Source organism: Marinobacter sp. W-8 (genome assembly GCF_044342215.1).
Lineage (GTDB): Bacteria > Pseudomonadota > Gammaproteobacteria > Pseudomonadales > Oleiphilaceae > Marinobacter > Marinobacter nauticus.
This window is the reverse complement of sequence record NZ_CP172297.1, coordinates 1,436,963-1,451,243: the sequence shown is the minus strand read 5'-3', so window position 1 is coordinate 1,451,243 and position 14,281 is coordinate 1,436,963. Positions and strand designations below refer to the sequence as shown.

The 14,281-nt window shown below is 41.5% G+C and carries 19 protein-coding genes; 17 read left to right on the top strand and 2 right to left on the bottom strand.

All coding sequences use genetic code 11. The features are described from left to right. Positions 1 to 4 precede the first annotated feature (4 nt). From ACF8YQ_RS06680 to ACF8YQ_RS06670, 3 genes are all read left to right on the top strand, one after another. The gene (locus tag ACF8YQ_RS06680) at positions 5 to 361 is read left to right on the top strand and encodes a hypothetical protein (RefSeq protein ID WP_222562547.1); all 357 of its coding nucleotides are present in this window, start codon (positions 5 to 7) and stop codon (positions 359 to 361) included. Between the two features lie 556 nt (positions 362 to 917). Then, on the top strand, positions 918 to 1,166 hold the full coding sequence (locus ACF8YQ_RS06675) for a hypothetical protein (protein ID WP_396622956.1): 249 nt from the start codon (positions 918 to 920) through the stop codon (positions 1,164 to 1,166). Positions 1,167 to 1,223: 57 nt separating this feature from the next. Further along, positions 1,224 to 1,559, top strand: coding sequence for a hypothetical protein (locus tag ACF8YQ_RS06670; RefSeq protein WP_396622955.1), 336 nt, complete (start codon positions 1,224 to 1,226; stop codon positions 1,557 to 1,559). On the opposite strand, the gene ACF8YQ_RS06665 is transcribed toward ACF8YQ_RS06670, so the two are convergent. Further along, entirely contained in the window at positions 1,556 to 2,020 is a 465-nt protein-coding gene (locus ACF8YQ_RS06665; protein WP_396622954.1) for a hypothetical protein, read from the bottom strand. The two genes, ACF8YQ_RS06670 and ACF8YQ_RS06665, sit on opposite strands and share 4 nt — an antisense overlap. A gap of 933 nt (positions 2,021 to 2,953) precedes the next feature. Here ACF8YQ_RS06665 and ACF8YQ_RS06660 point away from each other — a divergent pair. The 12 genes from ACF8YQ_RS06660 to ACF8YQ_RS06605 all read left to right on the top strand — a co-directional run bounded on the left by ACF8YQ_RS06660 (position 2,954) and on the right by ACF8YQ_RS06605 (position 12,491). Then, positions 2,954 to 3,166, top strand: coding sequence for a hypothetical protein (locus ACF8YQ_RS06660; RefSeq protein ID WP_396622953.1), 213 nt, complete (start codon positions 2,954 to 2,956; stop codon positions 3,164 to 3,166). Positions 3,167 to 3,171: 5 nt separating this feature from the next. Continuing rightward, positions 3,172 to 3,564, top strand: a complete 393-nt coding sequence (locus ACF8YQ_RS06655; protein WP_396622952.1) for a DnaT-like ssDNA-binding protein — start codon at positions 3,172 to 3,174, stop codon at positions 3,562 to 3,564. Beyond that, on the top strand, positions 3,564 to 3,923 hold the full coding sequence (locus ACF8YQ_RS06650; RefSeq protein WP_396622951.1) for a hypothetical protein: 360 nt from the start codon (positions 3,564 to 3,566) through the stop codon (positions 3,921 to 3,923). The genes ACF8YQ_RS06655 and ACF8YQ_RS06650 overlap by 1 nt, the downstream gene beginning before the upstream one ends. After that, complete coding sequence (locus ACF8YQ_RS06645; RefSeq protein WP_396622950.1) at positions 3,920 to 4,264, top strand: hypothetical protein; 345 nt, start codon at positions 3,920 to 3,922, stop codon at positions 4,262 to 4,264. Before ACF8YQ_RS06650 ends, ACF8YQ_RS06645 begins: the two co-directional genes overlap by 4 nt. A gap of 663 nt (positions 4,265 to 4,927) precedes the next feature. After that, positions 4,928 to 5,470: an HNH endonuclease gene (locus ACF8YQ_RS06640; protein WP_396622949.1), complete on the top strand. Its 543-nt coding sequence runs from the start codon at positions 4,928 to 4,930 to the stop codon at positions 5,468 to 5,470. Positions 5,471 to 5,656: 186 nt separating this feature from the next. Continuing rightward, the gene (locus ACF8YQ_RS06635; protein ID WP_396622948.1) at positions 5,657 to 6,334 is read left to right on the top strand and encodes a hypothetical protein; all 678 of its coding nucleotides are present in this window, start codon (positions 5,657 to 5,659) and stop codon (positions 6,332 to 6,334) included. Beyond that, positions 6,334 to 7,608, top strand: a complete 1,275-nt coding sequence (locus tag ACF8YQ_RS06630) for a terminase large subunit domain-containing protein (RefSeq protein ID WP_396622947.1) — start codon at positions 6,334 to 6,336, stop codon at positions 7,606 to 7,608. Before ACF8YQ_RS06635 ends, ACF8YQ_RS06630 begins: the two co-directional genes overlap by 1 nt. Before the next feature lie 37 nt (positions 7,609 to 7,645). Next, positions 7,646 to 9,058 (top strand): DUF4055 domain-containing protein, encoded by a 1,413-nt coding sequence (locus ACF8YQ_RS06625; protein WP_396622946.1) that lies wholly within the window; start codon positions 7,646 to 7,648, stop codon positions 9,056 to 9,058. A gap of 3 nt (positions 9,059 to 9,061) precedes the next feature. Next, complete coding sequence (locus ACF8YQ_RS06620; RefSeq protein ID WP_396622945.1) at positions 9,062 to 10,087, top strand: phage minor head protein; 1,026 nt, start codon at positions 9,062 to 9,064, stop codon at positions 10,085 to 10,087. 44 nt (positions 10,088 to 10,131) lie between these two features. Continuing rightward, positions 10,132 to 10,821, top strand: a complete 690-nt coding sequence (locus ACF8YQ_RS06615) for a hypothetical protein (protein WP_396622944.1) — start codon at positions 10,132 to 10,134, stop codon at positions 10,819 to 10,821. A 55-nt stretch (positions 10,822 to 10,876) separates the two neighbouring features. After that, a complete protein-coding gene (locus ACF8YQ_RS06610; protein ID WP_396622943.1) occupies positions 10,877 to 11,920 on the top strand; it encodes a hypothetical protein in 1,044 nt (347 codons plus the stop codon). A gap of 91 nt (positions 11,921 to 12,011) precedes the next feature. Further along, positions 12,012 to 12,491: a D-Ala-D-Ala carboxypeptidase family metallohydrolase gene (locus ACF8YQ_RS06605; protein ID WP_396622942.1), complete on the top strand. Its 480-nt coding sequence runs from the start codon at positions 12,012 to 12,014 to the stop codon at positions 12,489 to 12,491. On the opposite strand, the gene ACF8YQ_RS06600 is transcribed toward ACF8YQ_RS06605, so the two are convergent. Further along, entirely contained in the window at positions 12,488 to 13,219 is a 732-nt protein-coding gene (locus ACF8YQ_RS06600) for a hypothetical protein (protein WP_396622941.1), read from the bottom strand. The two genes, ACF8YQ_RS06605 and ACF8YQ_RS06600, sit on opposite strands and share 4 nt — an antisense overlap. A gap of 106 nt (positions 13,220 to 13,325) precedes the next feature. Here ACF8YQ_RS06600 and ACF8YQ_RS06595 point away from each other — a divergent pair, with 106 nt between their 5' ends. Then, positions 13,326 to 13,841: a hypothetical protein gene (locus ACF8YQ_RS06595; RefSeq protein WP_396622940.1), complete on the top strand. Its 516-nt coding sequence runs from the start codon at positions 13,326 to 13,328 to the stop codon at positions 13,839 to 13,841. A 5-nt stretch (positions 13,842 to 13,846) separates the two neighbouring features. After that, positions 13,847 to 14,221, top strand: coding sequence for a hypothetical protein (locus ACF8YQ_RS06590; protein ID WP_396622939.1), 375 nt, complete (start codon positions 13,847 to 13,849; stop codon positions 14,219 to 14,221). Positions 14,222 to 14,281: the final 60 nt, after the last annotated feature.

Here is a 14,281-nt window from a genome sequence, read left to right as displayed (position 1 = left end):
AAAAATGATTGACCCAATAACAACAAAAATAATAACCGGAATAATACTGCTTTTAATATCAACTATTGTCGGCTACCTCGTTTATCACAACAAACGTAAAGATAGCCGCATAGATGACATAGATAAACGTTTAAAAGATTCAGAAACTAAGATAGCGGTTATCTATGAAAAAATACAAACGATAGAGTCTACTTACCCGATTTTACAAGATATCAAATCTCAGCTTAACGATGTATCAACCTCAATACGAGTTATAGAGACTGATCTAAAAAATCTCAATAAAGCATCTGACAAAGCAGACAAAGACATAGACGATTTATTTAAGTTGCATTACCACAGGCGCGCAGATGACCCAAAATAAAAATAAAAACACTGACTATAAATCAAGAAAATTTTTGCTTTGTCTACTAGTACTGATAATTGGCACTGCCGGACTGTTTACCGGCTTTCTGGCCGGTGCGGAGTTTGTAAGCCTCTGCGTCCTGTCACTCACGATCTACACAGGCGGTAACGTGCTGCAAAAGGCAAAGGTGCACGATGATAGCGTTTAAGCCTCTCCTATCGTTCCTATTCAGGACGATGCCGCTATGGCTACCGGCTGTGCTGGCCGGGGCACTTGCTTGGTATGTACAGGATTTGCGTGTAGAGCTATCAGAGACGCAACAAGAGCTATCCCAGTTGCAGGCTAAAGCAGTCACAGACGATGCTCTACAGGCGGTTAAATCCGACATCACAGCCGTTAACGTGGCATTAGAGCGTCAGATAGCAGCCAGCAACGCGAAGGTATCCCAGTCTCTTAACACGATCCGGGCACAAGTTGAGGCTAATGGTAGCGATGTAGAGCGTATACAGATGCAACTACACCCCCGAGTCAGTGACGAGATCGATAGAGTGATCTGTGAGAGGGGGTATAAGCCATGCGACTGATTACCCTGATACTGGTGTCTGTATTGCTGGTAGGCTGTCAGACCGTCTATGTCTATCCTGACAATCCTTTTCCGGCTGATCTTGATCTAGAGGATTGTGTCTACCCTATGCGCGCATCAGATGATGATGCCGCCCTTGGTGATGCGTATGTACAAGCACTGGGACAAATTGAACTGTGTAACGGCAGGCTTGAGGGAGTAAGAAAAGCCAAAAAAGCATACATGATTCTGGCAGATTAAACGTTTATTGGATAGGATACTACAAAAGTAAATCCACAGTAGGAAACATTACCATTCATGAAACAAAAAATCTCATTTGTAATATCAGGAATTAGCGGAATTATTGCTGTTTGCATCTCAATATGGGGACTAATTGACACTCTCGACAGCTACCGAATTAAGGGAGAGCCACTGTTTTTTGCCTTACTACTTTTTGTTTTAGGGTGCTCAGTAATCTACACATCTTATACTGCATGGGCCTATGCAACAGGTGGCAAGGTTGATGGTGAGGATAACTCACTTATGGCCCTGCAACTTAAGAAGAAACGTCTATCATTAGAGAAAGAAATAAGCGATTTAGAAGAGGAAAAAAGAAAACGGGAGAATGCAGCCTCAACTGATCAAGTAGGCTAACCTTTATCAATATCTATATCATCCAGACCTGCCGATTTTAGTTTTACAATGTTTCCTATTTGCCAGTGTTTTACCTCTAATGCTTTGGTGACACTGGCAAACTTGTTACGTACCAGCGCAACACGATTGATGATCATCATTAGCTCTACTACGTCTGTCTCACCATCTATGTATTTCTCGACATCACGACTGCCTAATGTCCTATTATAATGCTCTAGATACTGTCTGTAGTGATGACTACGTGTCGCTTTAAGCTTGATGTTGTAATGCTCTAGTACCGCTTCTATCTCCTGTAACTGACTAAACCGCTTATCTGTAATTGCTGGCATCTGTCTAGCCAGCTTTTCAACGTGTCCATCAATCCCCAATTCTGATTTTGCTTGCTCAGCTTGTGCTAGATACTCACTGCAAAATCTATCAATCTGTGTATCATCCTTCTCTAATATTTCTAACCAATTCATTTTATTTTTCTCCTATCAAACAAGTATAAATATTTATGTCCATTATCCAACGGACAATTGATCCGGCCAACTACCCCGGATCATAGCAAGTAGAACAAACCTCAGAGCTTTGGGCGGCTTCTGGGGTTTTGTTCTTTTTAAAACTCCACTTTTTGCAAAGTTTTCTACATTTTTTGAATTCCACTATAAATATAATTAGATGTTGACAGATTCTGAACCTGTGATATCAATTAATAAACCTTAGAAAATTTATATCTATTAGGACAAGGCAGCATATCCCGGTAGTTACCCGATAAAAACGGTAGGGATAGCGGAACCTGAAATGTCTAGTTAGATTGACACAAAAATGATAAGGATTGATTACTTAAGTAATCGGATTAATATAGATTGACTACTTGCTACTATATTAATCTCATCAGATGATGATCTAAGCCCGTTGGATAAGCGGTCAGATATAAGAGGGGTACAGGCCAACCGCCCCCACCTAAATCGCCATTAGGTATCTAGCAAGTAGGGCTAACCCAGTTAGCACACTGCCCTAACCTACCAGTCAATCAACTAGCAACAGCCAATTAAAGGTAAATTGGTGAAAGACACACAGACGGCCAAAATCTCTGTGTAGTTAGCCGGTTAAGGCATAGGTAACCACCTCCCTTAATTCTTTTTAAAAGACGTACTAAGGGCGAAGCTATGTCTTTTAAAATGTTTCTTAAATTTTTAACACCTCCCCTCTTCTAAAAAATATAATTTCATGAGCCAATGCGAGTGAAATTATGGTGTGGATCGACTGCAAGGAGATACGCACTTATTAATATTGATTGCGTGTTATTCGCTATCGCTCTTAACCCACAAAAAATAATGGTTTCGTTGACTCAACCATTATTTTATTTCTTCCTATAAATACAATTATTAATCACTCAAGGAGAAAATATCATGGCACGACTAACAGCACAGCAATTAGCAACATTAGGCATTAAATCAAAAGATCAAAATAAAGCACCTGAGAAGCCACAGGACAGCGATACAAAAACAACTGATACCAATACATCAGATAATCAAGATGCATCACAAGACGTATCACAGAGCGCTACAGCACCGAAGAAAACCACAAGAAAAAGAACACCCAAGGCAACGACTAAGGACTAAAAATAATGATTAATTACGTGACAGTATCAGATGTAGATACATACGCACAAAATGTAGCTGACTGGACATCACTAGATACAGATACAAAAGATAAGCACGTATATACCGCTAATATCTATCTCAACAACAAAAAATTGGTGGTCATAGATGCTGACAATATCCCAGATCAAGTGGTCAGGGCTGGATGTGAATTAGCACTAATAGACATGTCAGACGGCATCTATAAAGCGGATACACCCGATGTAACCAGCGAGTCGGTTAAGTTAGGATCACTAGCCGTATCTACGTCTTATAGCAACAACACATCTGATAACAGCGCACAGCTTAATTTTGTTGATGCGTTGCTTAAGCCATATATCCCATCTGGTAACGTTTTTTCACTTAACAGGGGCTGGTAATGGCTGATTTGTATCAAAAATTTAAAGCAGGGATTGAGAAAGCAGAGAAAGCCACAGGTAAGACACTCTATAAGCCATTTGTAGCCGTCAGAGCAGGCATATTAGACCCTGTGACTGATACGACTACCCCAGCGCAGGAAATCACCGGGAAAGCGATTACAGAGAGCTATACAGCAGCAGAGATCGACGGCGACTTGATCAAGTCAACTGACTACAAGATGACTGCACTTATACCCGATCTGTCCGCGCCTCTAGCCATCGGTGACATCATTGATGGGGCACGTGTACACGATCTTGACTACCAGCCAGCAGACCCCACTGAGGCCATAGCTGTAACACTACAGATGAGGCGTCTATGAGTTGGAACATTAACCCATCAGATGCCTATCTACGACTGGCAAAGGAGACCACGGACAAGGAATTACGGGCAAAGGCACTAGTAGCATACGATTTGATCAACCTACGCTCTCCTGTCCTGAACGGTACTTACAGAGCTAGTCACATCGTCTCTATCACTCCTGACTACAGCTATGACCCGGACAAGACCACCCCGGACGATCCAGACATCATTAACTTGCCTGATACTCGCATTATCTACATCCAAACCAACAGCCCGTACGCGGAAGTGATCGAAAACGGCACGGAAAACAGAGAGCCCGTCTTAGTCTATAAGACGGCATTTGACGAAATATCTAAATAATCCCATGACATCCAGATCAAAAACCAAGGGCAACACTTACGAGCGAGACATAGCTAAAAAACTCACAGAGACCTACAGTCAGACATTCGTCCGGGTGCCCACCTCGGGCGCATTCGTGGGCGGCGTCAACGCACACAGAGCCGCAACACTAGATCAACACCAGTTGGCCGCACGTAAATCAGACGTGCAGGCCCCGTCCGGGTGGCACATCAACATAGAAGTAAAAAACTATGCTGACTTGCCCTTTCACCAGCTATTCAGGCGCTGCAATCAGTTAGACACGTGGATTGATCAATTAGAGCAAGTGTCCTGCCCCGGTGACGTAGACATTATATTTTTTAAGATCACTCGCAAAGGACAATTTGTCTGTGTTAAGCACTACCCCGGCTTAGATACATCCAACTCCCTACCTTACCGAGATTATTTTATTTTCGATCTAGACAATTTTTTAGAAAAAAATGCTGAATCTCTAAAATTAGCCTGCCTCCAACTATAAATATAATTACGTTGTCATTTTTTTGTACATTCTCCTATTCATGCCCCTTAATCGGGGCATTTTTTATTGTCTTTTTTTCAAAAATCGCATTTTTTGCAGCTTTTTGAGCATTTTTTGAATATCTAAATAAATACCAGTGATCAATTAATAAAAATAGGAGAATTAAGATGATCACACAAAAATATTTAAAAGAATGCTTACATTACAACCCAGATACTGGGATATTGACTTGGTTAGAGCGTCCTGCACACCATTTCAAAACAAAATTATCTCAAAAACGTATTAACAGTAGATTTGCTGGTACTCAAGCCGGATGTACAGCAGAGACACATAAAGATTACATCAAGCACTTTATCCGCATCGACAGCAAACTATACACAACATCTCGTGTTATCTGGTTATACATGACTGGTAACTGGCCAGAAAATAACGTCGATCACATAGATGGTGACCCTACAAACAACAGATGGGAAAACCTAAGAGACGTACCACAAGCCGTGAATTTAAAAAATAAAGCGGTGTATAAAAACAACAAATCCGGCATCACTGGCATATTGATTAAGCCAAACGGAAAATATCTAGCATACTACAGTAAGGACAACCGACAGTATCAGCGCACCTTTTCAGACTTAGATATAGCTATTGATTGGCGCACATCCAACTTAACAGACGTTGGTGGTTACAGCGACAGGCACGGGAGGACTATCTAATGTGGTGTGCGTTACTAATAATACTCTCTGCCATACTTTCCGGCTGTGCATATTTTGTTCACAAAGATCAAAAGCAGCTACGCAAAAAAATTGATCACAATATTGACTTCTAAACAAGCCCGCTTAAGCGGGCTTTTTATTATCTATAAATAAAATCAGATATTTAATAAATTAGGATAACACCAGATGACTGATAATAATGATAAAAACGATCAGTTAGCCGATAACATCACAGCACAATACATAGGACAACTAGACACTAACGGTGTGCCATTTGACCCGTCTATACACCGCACACGCAAAGACGGCGTACCGCAAAAAAGTAAATCCGGTGGCTGGGTTAAGCTAAAAGCAGACCCAAAGCCAATTAATACCAAAAAAGGGCCAAAGCCCGGTACAGCGTCTACTTACGGCAGACCACCCGGATCATACAAACTACCAACGACTGACCCAGAAGAAAAAAAGAAAAAGAAAAAAACGGGCAGACCATCCAACGCTGAAATACAGCAAGCTTACAAAGAGATGTTTAAAAACTCGGTCATAGATTACGAAGATATGCCCATGGTCAATATTTGGGCAACCGCATTTATTGGCGCTAATGGCCCTCGTTTGCTTAAAAAATATTTTTCCGGTGATCTAGACAAAGATCATCCCATCAGCCGCACTCTTAACACATTGGTTAAATGGGGCGAAAGGGAATATCAGATTAAACAGCAGTTGCTGGCATACGAAAAAGACGCAGAGCGCGGAAAAGTAGATTCAAACACTGAAATTAATTTTAATCTTAATGTGCCGTCCGATCAGTTACAGACTTATAAAAAAGACTCTGATCAAGACGATGATACAGAAAATAATAATAAATAATGAAATTTGATATAAATTTATCCCCGAAGCAATCAGAAATATTTGCACACCCTGCTAGACATAAAGTAGTTGTTTGTGGTCGAAGATTCGGAAAGTCATACTTGGCAATAGTTTGGATTATCTATCAGGCACTTAAGGCCGGTAACGGCACTGTACACTACTATATTGCGCGGGATTGGGGGCAAGTACGCCGCGTTGCATGGATACTTTTAAAACAACTCACAAAGCCAATACAAGCCCGCAAACCGTCAGAGTCAGAATTTAAAATAGTCCTTAAAAACGGCGCTGTTATACAACTAATGTCCGGCCACCGTGACAACATGGACAGTATACGTGGTGTGACACTGCATAGTGCTGTACTGGACGAGTGCGCCTTTTGTGTCTCTGATCTGTGGGATGAGATCGTAAGCCCATGCTTTTTGACGACATCAGGCCCTGTACTCTTTATCACGACGCCAAAGGGCCACAACTGGGTAAAAGAGCTATACGACAACGCCATAACTGATAAGCCCGGATGGGACGATTGGCACGGCTGGCGCTTGAGTAGCTTGGATGGTGGTCTATTCCCGGCAAGTGAGTACGAGAAAAAGCGACTTACGACAAACCCTGTAAAATTCGCACAGGAATACGAAGCATCCTTTGACGCTGTGCAAAACCGCGTCTACTCGCTCTTTGATTACGTCGATCACGTGCGCAGCAATCTTGCCAGCGTCAGCGACACTAACACCCTGCACATCGGCCTAGATTTTAATAGAACTCCGATGACGGCTGTAGTTGGCATCAAGGCCGGTCAGCAATTCCATGTGGTTGATGAAATAAGTTTAGAAAATTCATCTACCCGCGAAATGGCAGACGAAATAAGGCTTAAGTACCCCAATCACGTTATCTACATCTACCCGGATAGCTCCGGTAAAGCAGAGAGTGCTGTAGCGGGTGATACCACTAACTTTACAATTTTAAAAGAAGCAAAATATAACTATCACTTAGTAGTTGATGACAGTAACCCAAAAGTTATAGACCGCATCAACGAAGTACAAAACATGCTGTCAGATAGCGAGGGTAATGCAAGATTGTTTGTACATCCCCGCTGTACGAATTTAATTAAAACACTAGATAACCTGCAATTTAAACAATCTAAACACAGCAACGTTAAGCGTGTGGACAAGCAAAATGACCTAGACCACATGCACGATTGTCTAGGCTACGTAATACATCAGCTATACCCAATGCGCGAACAAATGACTAATTGGAGAGTCAAGGGTGTTGCAGCATAAATAATTAAAAATAATAAAAATAAATTAGGAATACCAAATGTCTAAAAAACACCCCGTAGAGACAACCCACCCAGACTACGATTATCACAGTGACGACTGGGATTTGATCGAAGATTGTATTGCAGGCGAAAAAGCGATTAAAGCAAAAGGTAAAATATACCTGCCCTCTAACCTAGTCAGTGATGCACAGTATAAAGTTTATCTGTCAAAAGCATCATTTACGCCATACGCCGAGGCTACATTAGAGTATTTGATGGGCTGCGTCTTTCGCAAACCGCCCGAAATCATACTACCTCAAAATCTTTTATATCTTAATGATGGTAAAGTATCTACCCTACCGCTTGATCAGATCATACGTAACACTACGCGTGGCGTCTTAAAACAAGCGCGCTACGCACTATTAGTAGATATGCCGGATGTACCCCGACAACGTACATTACTTGATGACATGCAAGGTAAGTATAAGCCACAGATACTATGCTATCCGGCTCAATCTATTATTAACTGGCGGGATGATGAATCACTAATAGTACTACGTGAGCAATATACAGTTGATAAAGATGATGGCTTTGGTATTGATAGAAAATATCAATACCGGGAATTGCGTCTAGAAGATGGCTATTACATACAGCGCTTGTGGCGTGAGGGTGAGGTAGTAGCGGTTTACGAGCCTAGAGACGCTAACGGCAAGCGCTTAACTGTTATCCCCATCCAGTTTGTGGGCTCTCGTGACAATACCCCATCAGTGGATAAATCCCCAATCCTTGGGATGGCTCAAAAAAATATAAAAATCTATCAGGATGATGCAGACATACAGCGTGTTAATCACTTGTACGCTAACCCCACTGTAGTTGTTAAGACAAGCCTTAACTACGATAACTTTTTACTTGCTAATGGCGGGAAGCCAGCAGACCCGCAAAACGGCACCCCGGCAGAACACGTAGAACCCGAGTTTGGGACAGGCAAAGGCTACTTTTTAGGCCCAGATGGCGATATCAAATTAACCTACTTACCACCTGATCAACTCGTCTTTGCTGTACAAGATCGAAAAATAAACGAGCTAATAGCGATTGGCGGAAAAATCATAACTCCGTCAGTACATAACACGACTGCCACTGAAATTAATCATAAGCACCGGGGCGAGGTGTCAATACTAGATCAATGCGTAGGCAATATTACATTAGCTATTAATACAGTCTTGCAGTACGTATGCCTGTTTACTGGTGACTCTCCGGAAAAAGTCTATGTAGATGTAAACCGCGATTACTACGAGACCCCACTTGATCCGCAAGTGTTGATGGTACAACTACAAAACCTACAAAACGGCGCAATCGGTATGACTGATTATCGTAACTTATTGCGTAAACGTGGATTAATTGAGGCTGACAGATCAGATACAGATATAGATCAGGATACCGCCCATAGCGTAGGTGGATTTGAATTAGAATAATAAATGAGCAGCAATCAATACTTATCAGATGTATACAGCCGTAGGCAAGTTTATCTAGACCGATATAACAGACAACACGCGCTTAACCTCAAAAGCTATGTTAATGACGCCTTGAGGGCGTCATTAGACTGGTACAAAGATCAAGACATCTCTGACTGGCAAAGACCACGACTAGAAGGCCGTATAAGCGGCCTGAAAGCCGTACTAGAGGAAATATATAAAACCTTTGGTGATGACTTTATCGCTGATACGGGAGAGCTAATACAGTCTGAGTTTGAATTTACAGCAGTGGCTTTAGAAAAAGCGATAGCAGGCAACTACACGGCATCAATACCTAATTGGGAAATCATCTATCAGATAGCAACAGAGCAGCCCCTACGCCTAAAAAGCAAGTTACACAACATACCTGACGCTATCGCAAAGTACACCGCACACCAACAGCGCAAGATCATTACTAGTGTACAGGCCGCAGCGGAAGAAGGCTTAACACTTGATCAAGTTAAATCCCGTCTTACGTCAGTCGGTGTAGAGAGTACGCGAGAGGCAGAGACACTAGCCCGCACGATTAACAATCACGTCACTACAACAGCTCGTAACGAGGTGTTGAGGGCTAATGATGATGTGTTAGAGGGCTGGCGACTGGTAGCCACACTGGATAGCCGCACTACTCCCATTTGTGCAGCCAAAGATAATCAGGTCTATGGATGGGACGACAGACAACCCCCGTATCACCACAACTGCCGCTCTACTATCTCCCCGGTAGTGAAACAGGAGTACAGCCGCAACATCACCGGCACCCGTGCCGCACGTGGTGAATCCGGCAAGACAGAGCAAGTTAACGCCAACTTAAGCTATGAGACGTGGTTAAGACGCCAGCCCGCAGAGTTTCAGCGCGACGTGTTAGGCCCCGGTAAGTATGAGCTATTCACCAAGCACAAATTAAGTCTAGAAAAATTTGTCGATTACAACGATGCCCCGCTGTCTATCCAGCAGATTAAGCTACGAAACAATATAGCGCTCTCCGAATAAATATAAATAACTAAAACAATTAAATAAAATTGGAGACAATAAAAATGAAATACAAAATTAGCAAAGACGAATTTGAAAAACTGAGCGAAGAACTACAAGCAATCTACACCGCTGACGGTGATGATTTTGTTTTGGTGGTTGAAGATATGCCGAAACCCGAAACCAAGCAAGACGATAGCAAGGCTAAGCAACTAGCTCAACAACTACAAGATTTACAGACTAAGTATGACACTCTAGTGTCAGAGCAGGCGCAGAAAGAAGAACAAAAAGCACAGGATAACGGCGATTTTGAAAGTCTTTATAAATCCAGTGAGCAAGACCGAGAACAACTAAAACAACGAATCAAAGAAATGGAATCTGAACGCGCAAATGAAAAACGGGAAGCCGCAATCTCTAAACTCGTATCTGATAATAAGATCATAGATGAGTTTAAACCTTTGATTTCTCGCCATTTCTCTGACCGTGTTATGTACAAGGACGGCAAGCTAGTTGTTACAGACACAGATGGTAATCCAACTGTATCTACTCTAGATGACCTCGTTGCCGAGGCTAAGACTCAATACCCCAGTATGTTTGCTGGCTCTGGTGCTACTGGTGGTGGTGCGCTTGGCGGTGATAGCAAAACTGTACATAAAAAATTAGATGAATATAGCCGCGAAGAACGCGCAAAACTGCCCGTCGAAGAACTAGAGCGACTAACCAAAGAATACGAAGAATCCTTACAGGATAAATAACTATAAATAATTAAGAACACGCATTAACAATAAAAACAATAAAGGAATCATCATAATGACTACCCGACTATCTAATGTGCAGATCGAACAGATGTACGCATCTGAGAGAGTGCTTTTAAACGGCACTAACTCTGACGATTATGCAATTTTAAACTCCCCCGCTGTAAAAATCCTAAGCGGTGTATCCAAAGAAATTACATCTACTGCAAAAGTTGTTACAACCAATTTTTGGCACAACCTAGCGCGCTCTGGCACTGTTAACACTAGCTCTGACGATCCAGCGCAGAAAGGCGCAGTTAACTCTGTGAGCCAGCGTCAGCTAACCATGGCGGTCTACCGCCCTAACTCTGGTGCGTCCGTAATGGACATGGTAGACGAAATCAAAGCAGGTGAAGCACTTGCAGAAGCCGCACGTTTCAACCGTGAAATCCTCTTAGCCAACCGCGAAGACGCAGTTATCAACGCTCTGATTGGTGCCACCTCTGCCGATCCATCCCGCGTACGCAACATTTCCCAGACTACCGGCGCATCTACTTTTAACTTTAATGAGCTAAACAAGGCTAAAGGCATTCTGGGCCACAAGCGCGGCACTCTACGCACCCTACTCGTTAATGCCGAGGGTATGTCCGCTATTCGTCAAAAACTCGCTGAAGACAAGCGCGACGTTAACGAAAATGCCGATGGCTCTATCAGCTTTGGCGGTATGCGCGTAATTGAGAGCCCATATCTACCTGAAACCAAGATCGAAGCAGGTAACCCGCTAATCGGGCAAGGTGATATCGCTGAAGGTGACGTTATTGCTACTGCTTACCTTGTCGGTGATGGTGTTGTAGGTATCGGTAACGGCACTCCTGCTAACCCATACGAGTACGAGCGTGATCCATCCTCTGGTAACGGTGGCGGTCAAGGCACTATGTGGGATCGTGAGACTTACGCTCTAACTGTTGCGGGCTTTTCATGGGCAACTACTGACGGCGTAACCTCTGCTGCTGACTATGCAGACCCTGCTAACTGGACGTACAAGCTAGATGACAAAAAAATGTGTCCGCTTGTCGGTTTCGTTTTCCGCGTCCCAGCCGCTGACGTAGTAACTGTTTAATCCCAAACAGCCATAAAAATATCTCCTGTTTTTACCCGCCTCGTGCGGGTTTTTTGTTCGCTAAATATCTCTAGCACATGGAGATATAAAAATGAAAATCGCTAAAAACTTTACACTAGAGGAATTTTTAAAATCAGATACTGCTGATCAACACAACATCACTAATGACATTGATGACCTACAGCACTTAGTCAATCTAACCGCACTTACAAACACTATCCTACAACCCACCAGAGACCACTTTAAGCAGTATTTAATCATTACTAGTGGTTACCGTAACAATCAGGTTAATCGTCTTGTAAGCGGTTCTCAGACCTCCCAACACCGCACCGGACAAGCTGTAGATTTCTACGTAAAAGACAAAAAGTCGAAAGACGTAGTTATGTACATTGCTGCAAATTATGATTTTGATCAAATGATCTATTACACAGCAACAGGGCACATACACCTATCTTACACTTTTGACTCTAACCGTAAGCAACTAATGATCAACAGAGACGGAAAACTAGAGACATACAATATCAACCACTTCTCTTTTCAAAAATTCGAAATCAAAAACAAACCACACTAACCTCGAACCTTCCAGAAATAGTCTCTAGACCTAGCGGGGCCACTCAGATCAATATCAACTAAAAGGCCATCCTCCGAACAATCGCCAATATATTTGTTAGAGCATATCAACCTAAATCCCCGACTACCTCTCAAATCGGTTTCATGCTTAAAGATATGCGAATTACCATAGACATCTTGGCAGACAGTTATAAATGCCGAAATAACCTCATCGGAAGAATAGTGTAATACCAAAAGCATTTCTTCATGAGCAGCCAATTTATGGATATCAGGATAAACCCTATAACATAAACCACTATCAAGCTGCATATACATAATTACATTTAGTGCTGTGCCAATACCCGCATTTTCTATACTAGCCTCAATAACTCCACTGGCTTCACCTTTATCAATATAGCACTCAAACATTTGAAAATTTCTATTTTTTCTTGACGCTACGTCAGACATCACTAAAACAGGTCTTACCGCTTGATGTCTTTCTTTCTGGGAACGTTCTCGTGTTTCCCTGACATTTTTGTCGAACAAATACAATGTAATTCCAATACTAAATAAACCAAGCATAAAAGGAGTATAATACCTGAGTATCTCTTTAGTCTCCCATTGAGCTAAAGTTGAAATCCCAACCAAAATTAACGTTATTGATAAGACACCAACTACACACCACCCAAGCGCAAGCCAAAATTCTTTAGCGACCTCTATCAATTCTTTGAATATTGCTTTTAATTTCATAACTAATCAGCCAAAATCCCAAAATATATAGATACGACAACCTAAATAATACCATGTTGACAAAACAAAAATCTATGAGATAAAAGAAAAAAGGAGAAAAACAAAAATGACAAACTATATAGACACAATCAAAGCACTACACAGAAATAGATCAACAAAATCACTGATACGTCAGATCATACGCTTACATAAAAAGCAATCGACCGAAGAACAAAGAGAAGAAATAGAAACACTCTTATTTGTCGTAGAAGACGAAAATACAATCTTAGAAAAACACTACTCACAGCTATTAGATGATGTGATTGATGACTCTATAAACCAACTATCCGAACCAGAGTTATTGGAGTTTTTCACTCGCTACCCTGACCCCAGATATCTAATCAAACTCAACCCGGAAAAGCTCACAGAGTCATTTAAAGAAAAATGGTTAGAGATACAAACTAATAACTATGACTATATGATCAGTGTTATCACAGCAGTACAACAACGCATAGACGTTTTAAACCGATCCCTCAATCAACACCATAAAAACTCAAACGCTTATAAAGAAGAAAAAACTTACGTAGACTACTGTAAGCAAAGAGTCAGCAACACTAGATCATTATTGATATCACTAAGATAATAGCCATGCACGAAATACAAAAACACATAGATCATCTTAAGCAGCACTGGGATAGACTCACTTACGACTCTCTACCACAAAATATAAAAGATGATCCTTTATTCAAAAAAGCCATCAACTATTTAAAACTTAAATACGGCTCTCTATCTGATCCAATCATGCTAGATGATGATTACTACATAACTCAAGACATCTATCAACACAGATCAAGGATCATAGAGGTAAGGACGGGAGAAGAAAAAGAATCCTCTGTGGATGACTTCACTCAATCAACGGGCTTAATATTTTTAGATAATCATTTTTATCTATACAGCAAAAAAGATAGGTTTTTCTATAAAGGAGAAATAACACCAGACGAAGAAATAAACATCTATAAATAGATTTAACATAAGTGTATAACTCATTTAAAATGGTGAACAAAGTTGTTAATAATTACCTCT

Excerpts from the sequence above, each read along its gene's own strand:
- ACF8YQ_RS06675 (WP_396622956.1), top strand. The coding sequence starts at position 918 with ATGCGACTGATTACCCTGATACTGGTGTCTGTATTGCTGGTAGGCTGT.
- ACF8YQ_RS06630 (WP_396622947.1), top strand. The coding sequence starts at position 6,334 with ATGAAATTTGATATAAATTTATCCCCGAAGCAATCAGAAATATTTGCA.
- ACF8YQ_RS06595 (WP_396622940.1), top strand. The coding sequence starts at position 13,326 with ATGACAAACTATATAGACACAATCAAAGCACTACACAGAAATAGATCA.
- ACF8YQ_RS06625 (WP_396622946.1), top strand. The coding sequence starts at position 7,646 with ATGTCTAAAAAACACCCCGTAGAGACAACCCACCCAGACTACGATTAT.
- ACF8YQ_RS06670 (WP_396622955.1), top strand. The coding sequence starts at position 1,224 with ATGAAACAAAAAATCTCATTTGTAATATCAGGAATTAGCGGAATTATT.
- ACF8YQ_RS06650 (WP_396622951.1), top strand. The coding sequence starts at position 3,564 with ATGGCTGATTTGTATCAAAAATTTAAAGCAGGGATTGAGAAAGCAGAG.
- ACF8YQ_RS06665 (WP_396622954.1), bottom strand. The coding sequence starts at position 2,020 with ATGAATTGGTTAGAAATATTAGAGAAGGATGATACACAGATTGATAGA.
- ACF8YQ_RS06635 (WP_396622948.1), top strand. The coding sequence starts at position 5,657 with ATGACTGATAATAATGATAAAAACGATCAGTTAGCCGATAACATCACA.
- ACF8YQ_RS06645 (WP_396622950.1), top strand. The coding sequence starts at position 3,920 with ATGAGTTGGAACATTAACCCATCAGATGCCTATCTACGACTGGCAAAG.
- ACF8YQ_RS06605 (WP_396622942.1), top strand. The coding sequence starts at position 12,012 with ATGAAAATCGCTAAAAACTTTACACTAGAGGAATTTTTAAAATCAGAT.
- ACF8YQ_RS06655 (WP_396622952.1), top strand. The coding sequence starts at position 3,172 with ATGATTAATTACGTGACAGTATCAGATGTAGATACATACGCACAAAAT.
- ACF8YQ_RS06610 (WP_396622943.1), top strand. The coding sequence starts at position 10,877 with ATGACTACCCGACTATCTAATGTGCAGATCGAACAGATGTACGCATCT.
- ACF8YQ_RS06620 (WP_396622945.1), top strand. The coding sequence starts at position 9,062 with ATGAGCAGCAATCAATACTTATCAGATGTATACAGCCGTAGGCAAGTT.
- ACF8YQ_RS06615 (WP_396622944.1), top strand. The coding sequence starts at position 10,132 with ATGAAATACAAAATTAGCAAAGACGAATTTGAAAAACTGAGCGAAGAA.
- ACF8YQ_RS06640 (WP_396622949.1), top strand. The coding sequence starts at position 4,928 with ATGATCACACAAAAATATTTAAAAGAATGCTTACATTACAACCCAGAT.
- ACF8YQ_RS06660 (WP_396622953.1), top strand. The coding sequence starts at position 2,954 with ATGGCACGACTAACAGCACAGCAATTAGCAACATTAGGCATTAAATCA.
- ACF8YQ_RS06680 (WP_222562547.1), top strand. The coding sequence starts at position 5 with ATGATTGACCCAATAACAACAAAAATAATAACCGGAATAATACTGCTT.
- ACF8YQ_RS06600 (WP_396622941.1), bottom strand. The coding sequence starts at position 13,219 with ATGAAATTAAAAGCAATATTCAAAGAATTGATAGAGGTCGCTAAAGAA.
- ACF8YQ_RS06590 (WP_396622939.1), top strand. The coding sequence starts at position 13,847 with ATGCACGAAATACAAAAACACATAGATCATCTTAAGCAGCACTGGGAT.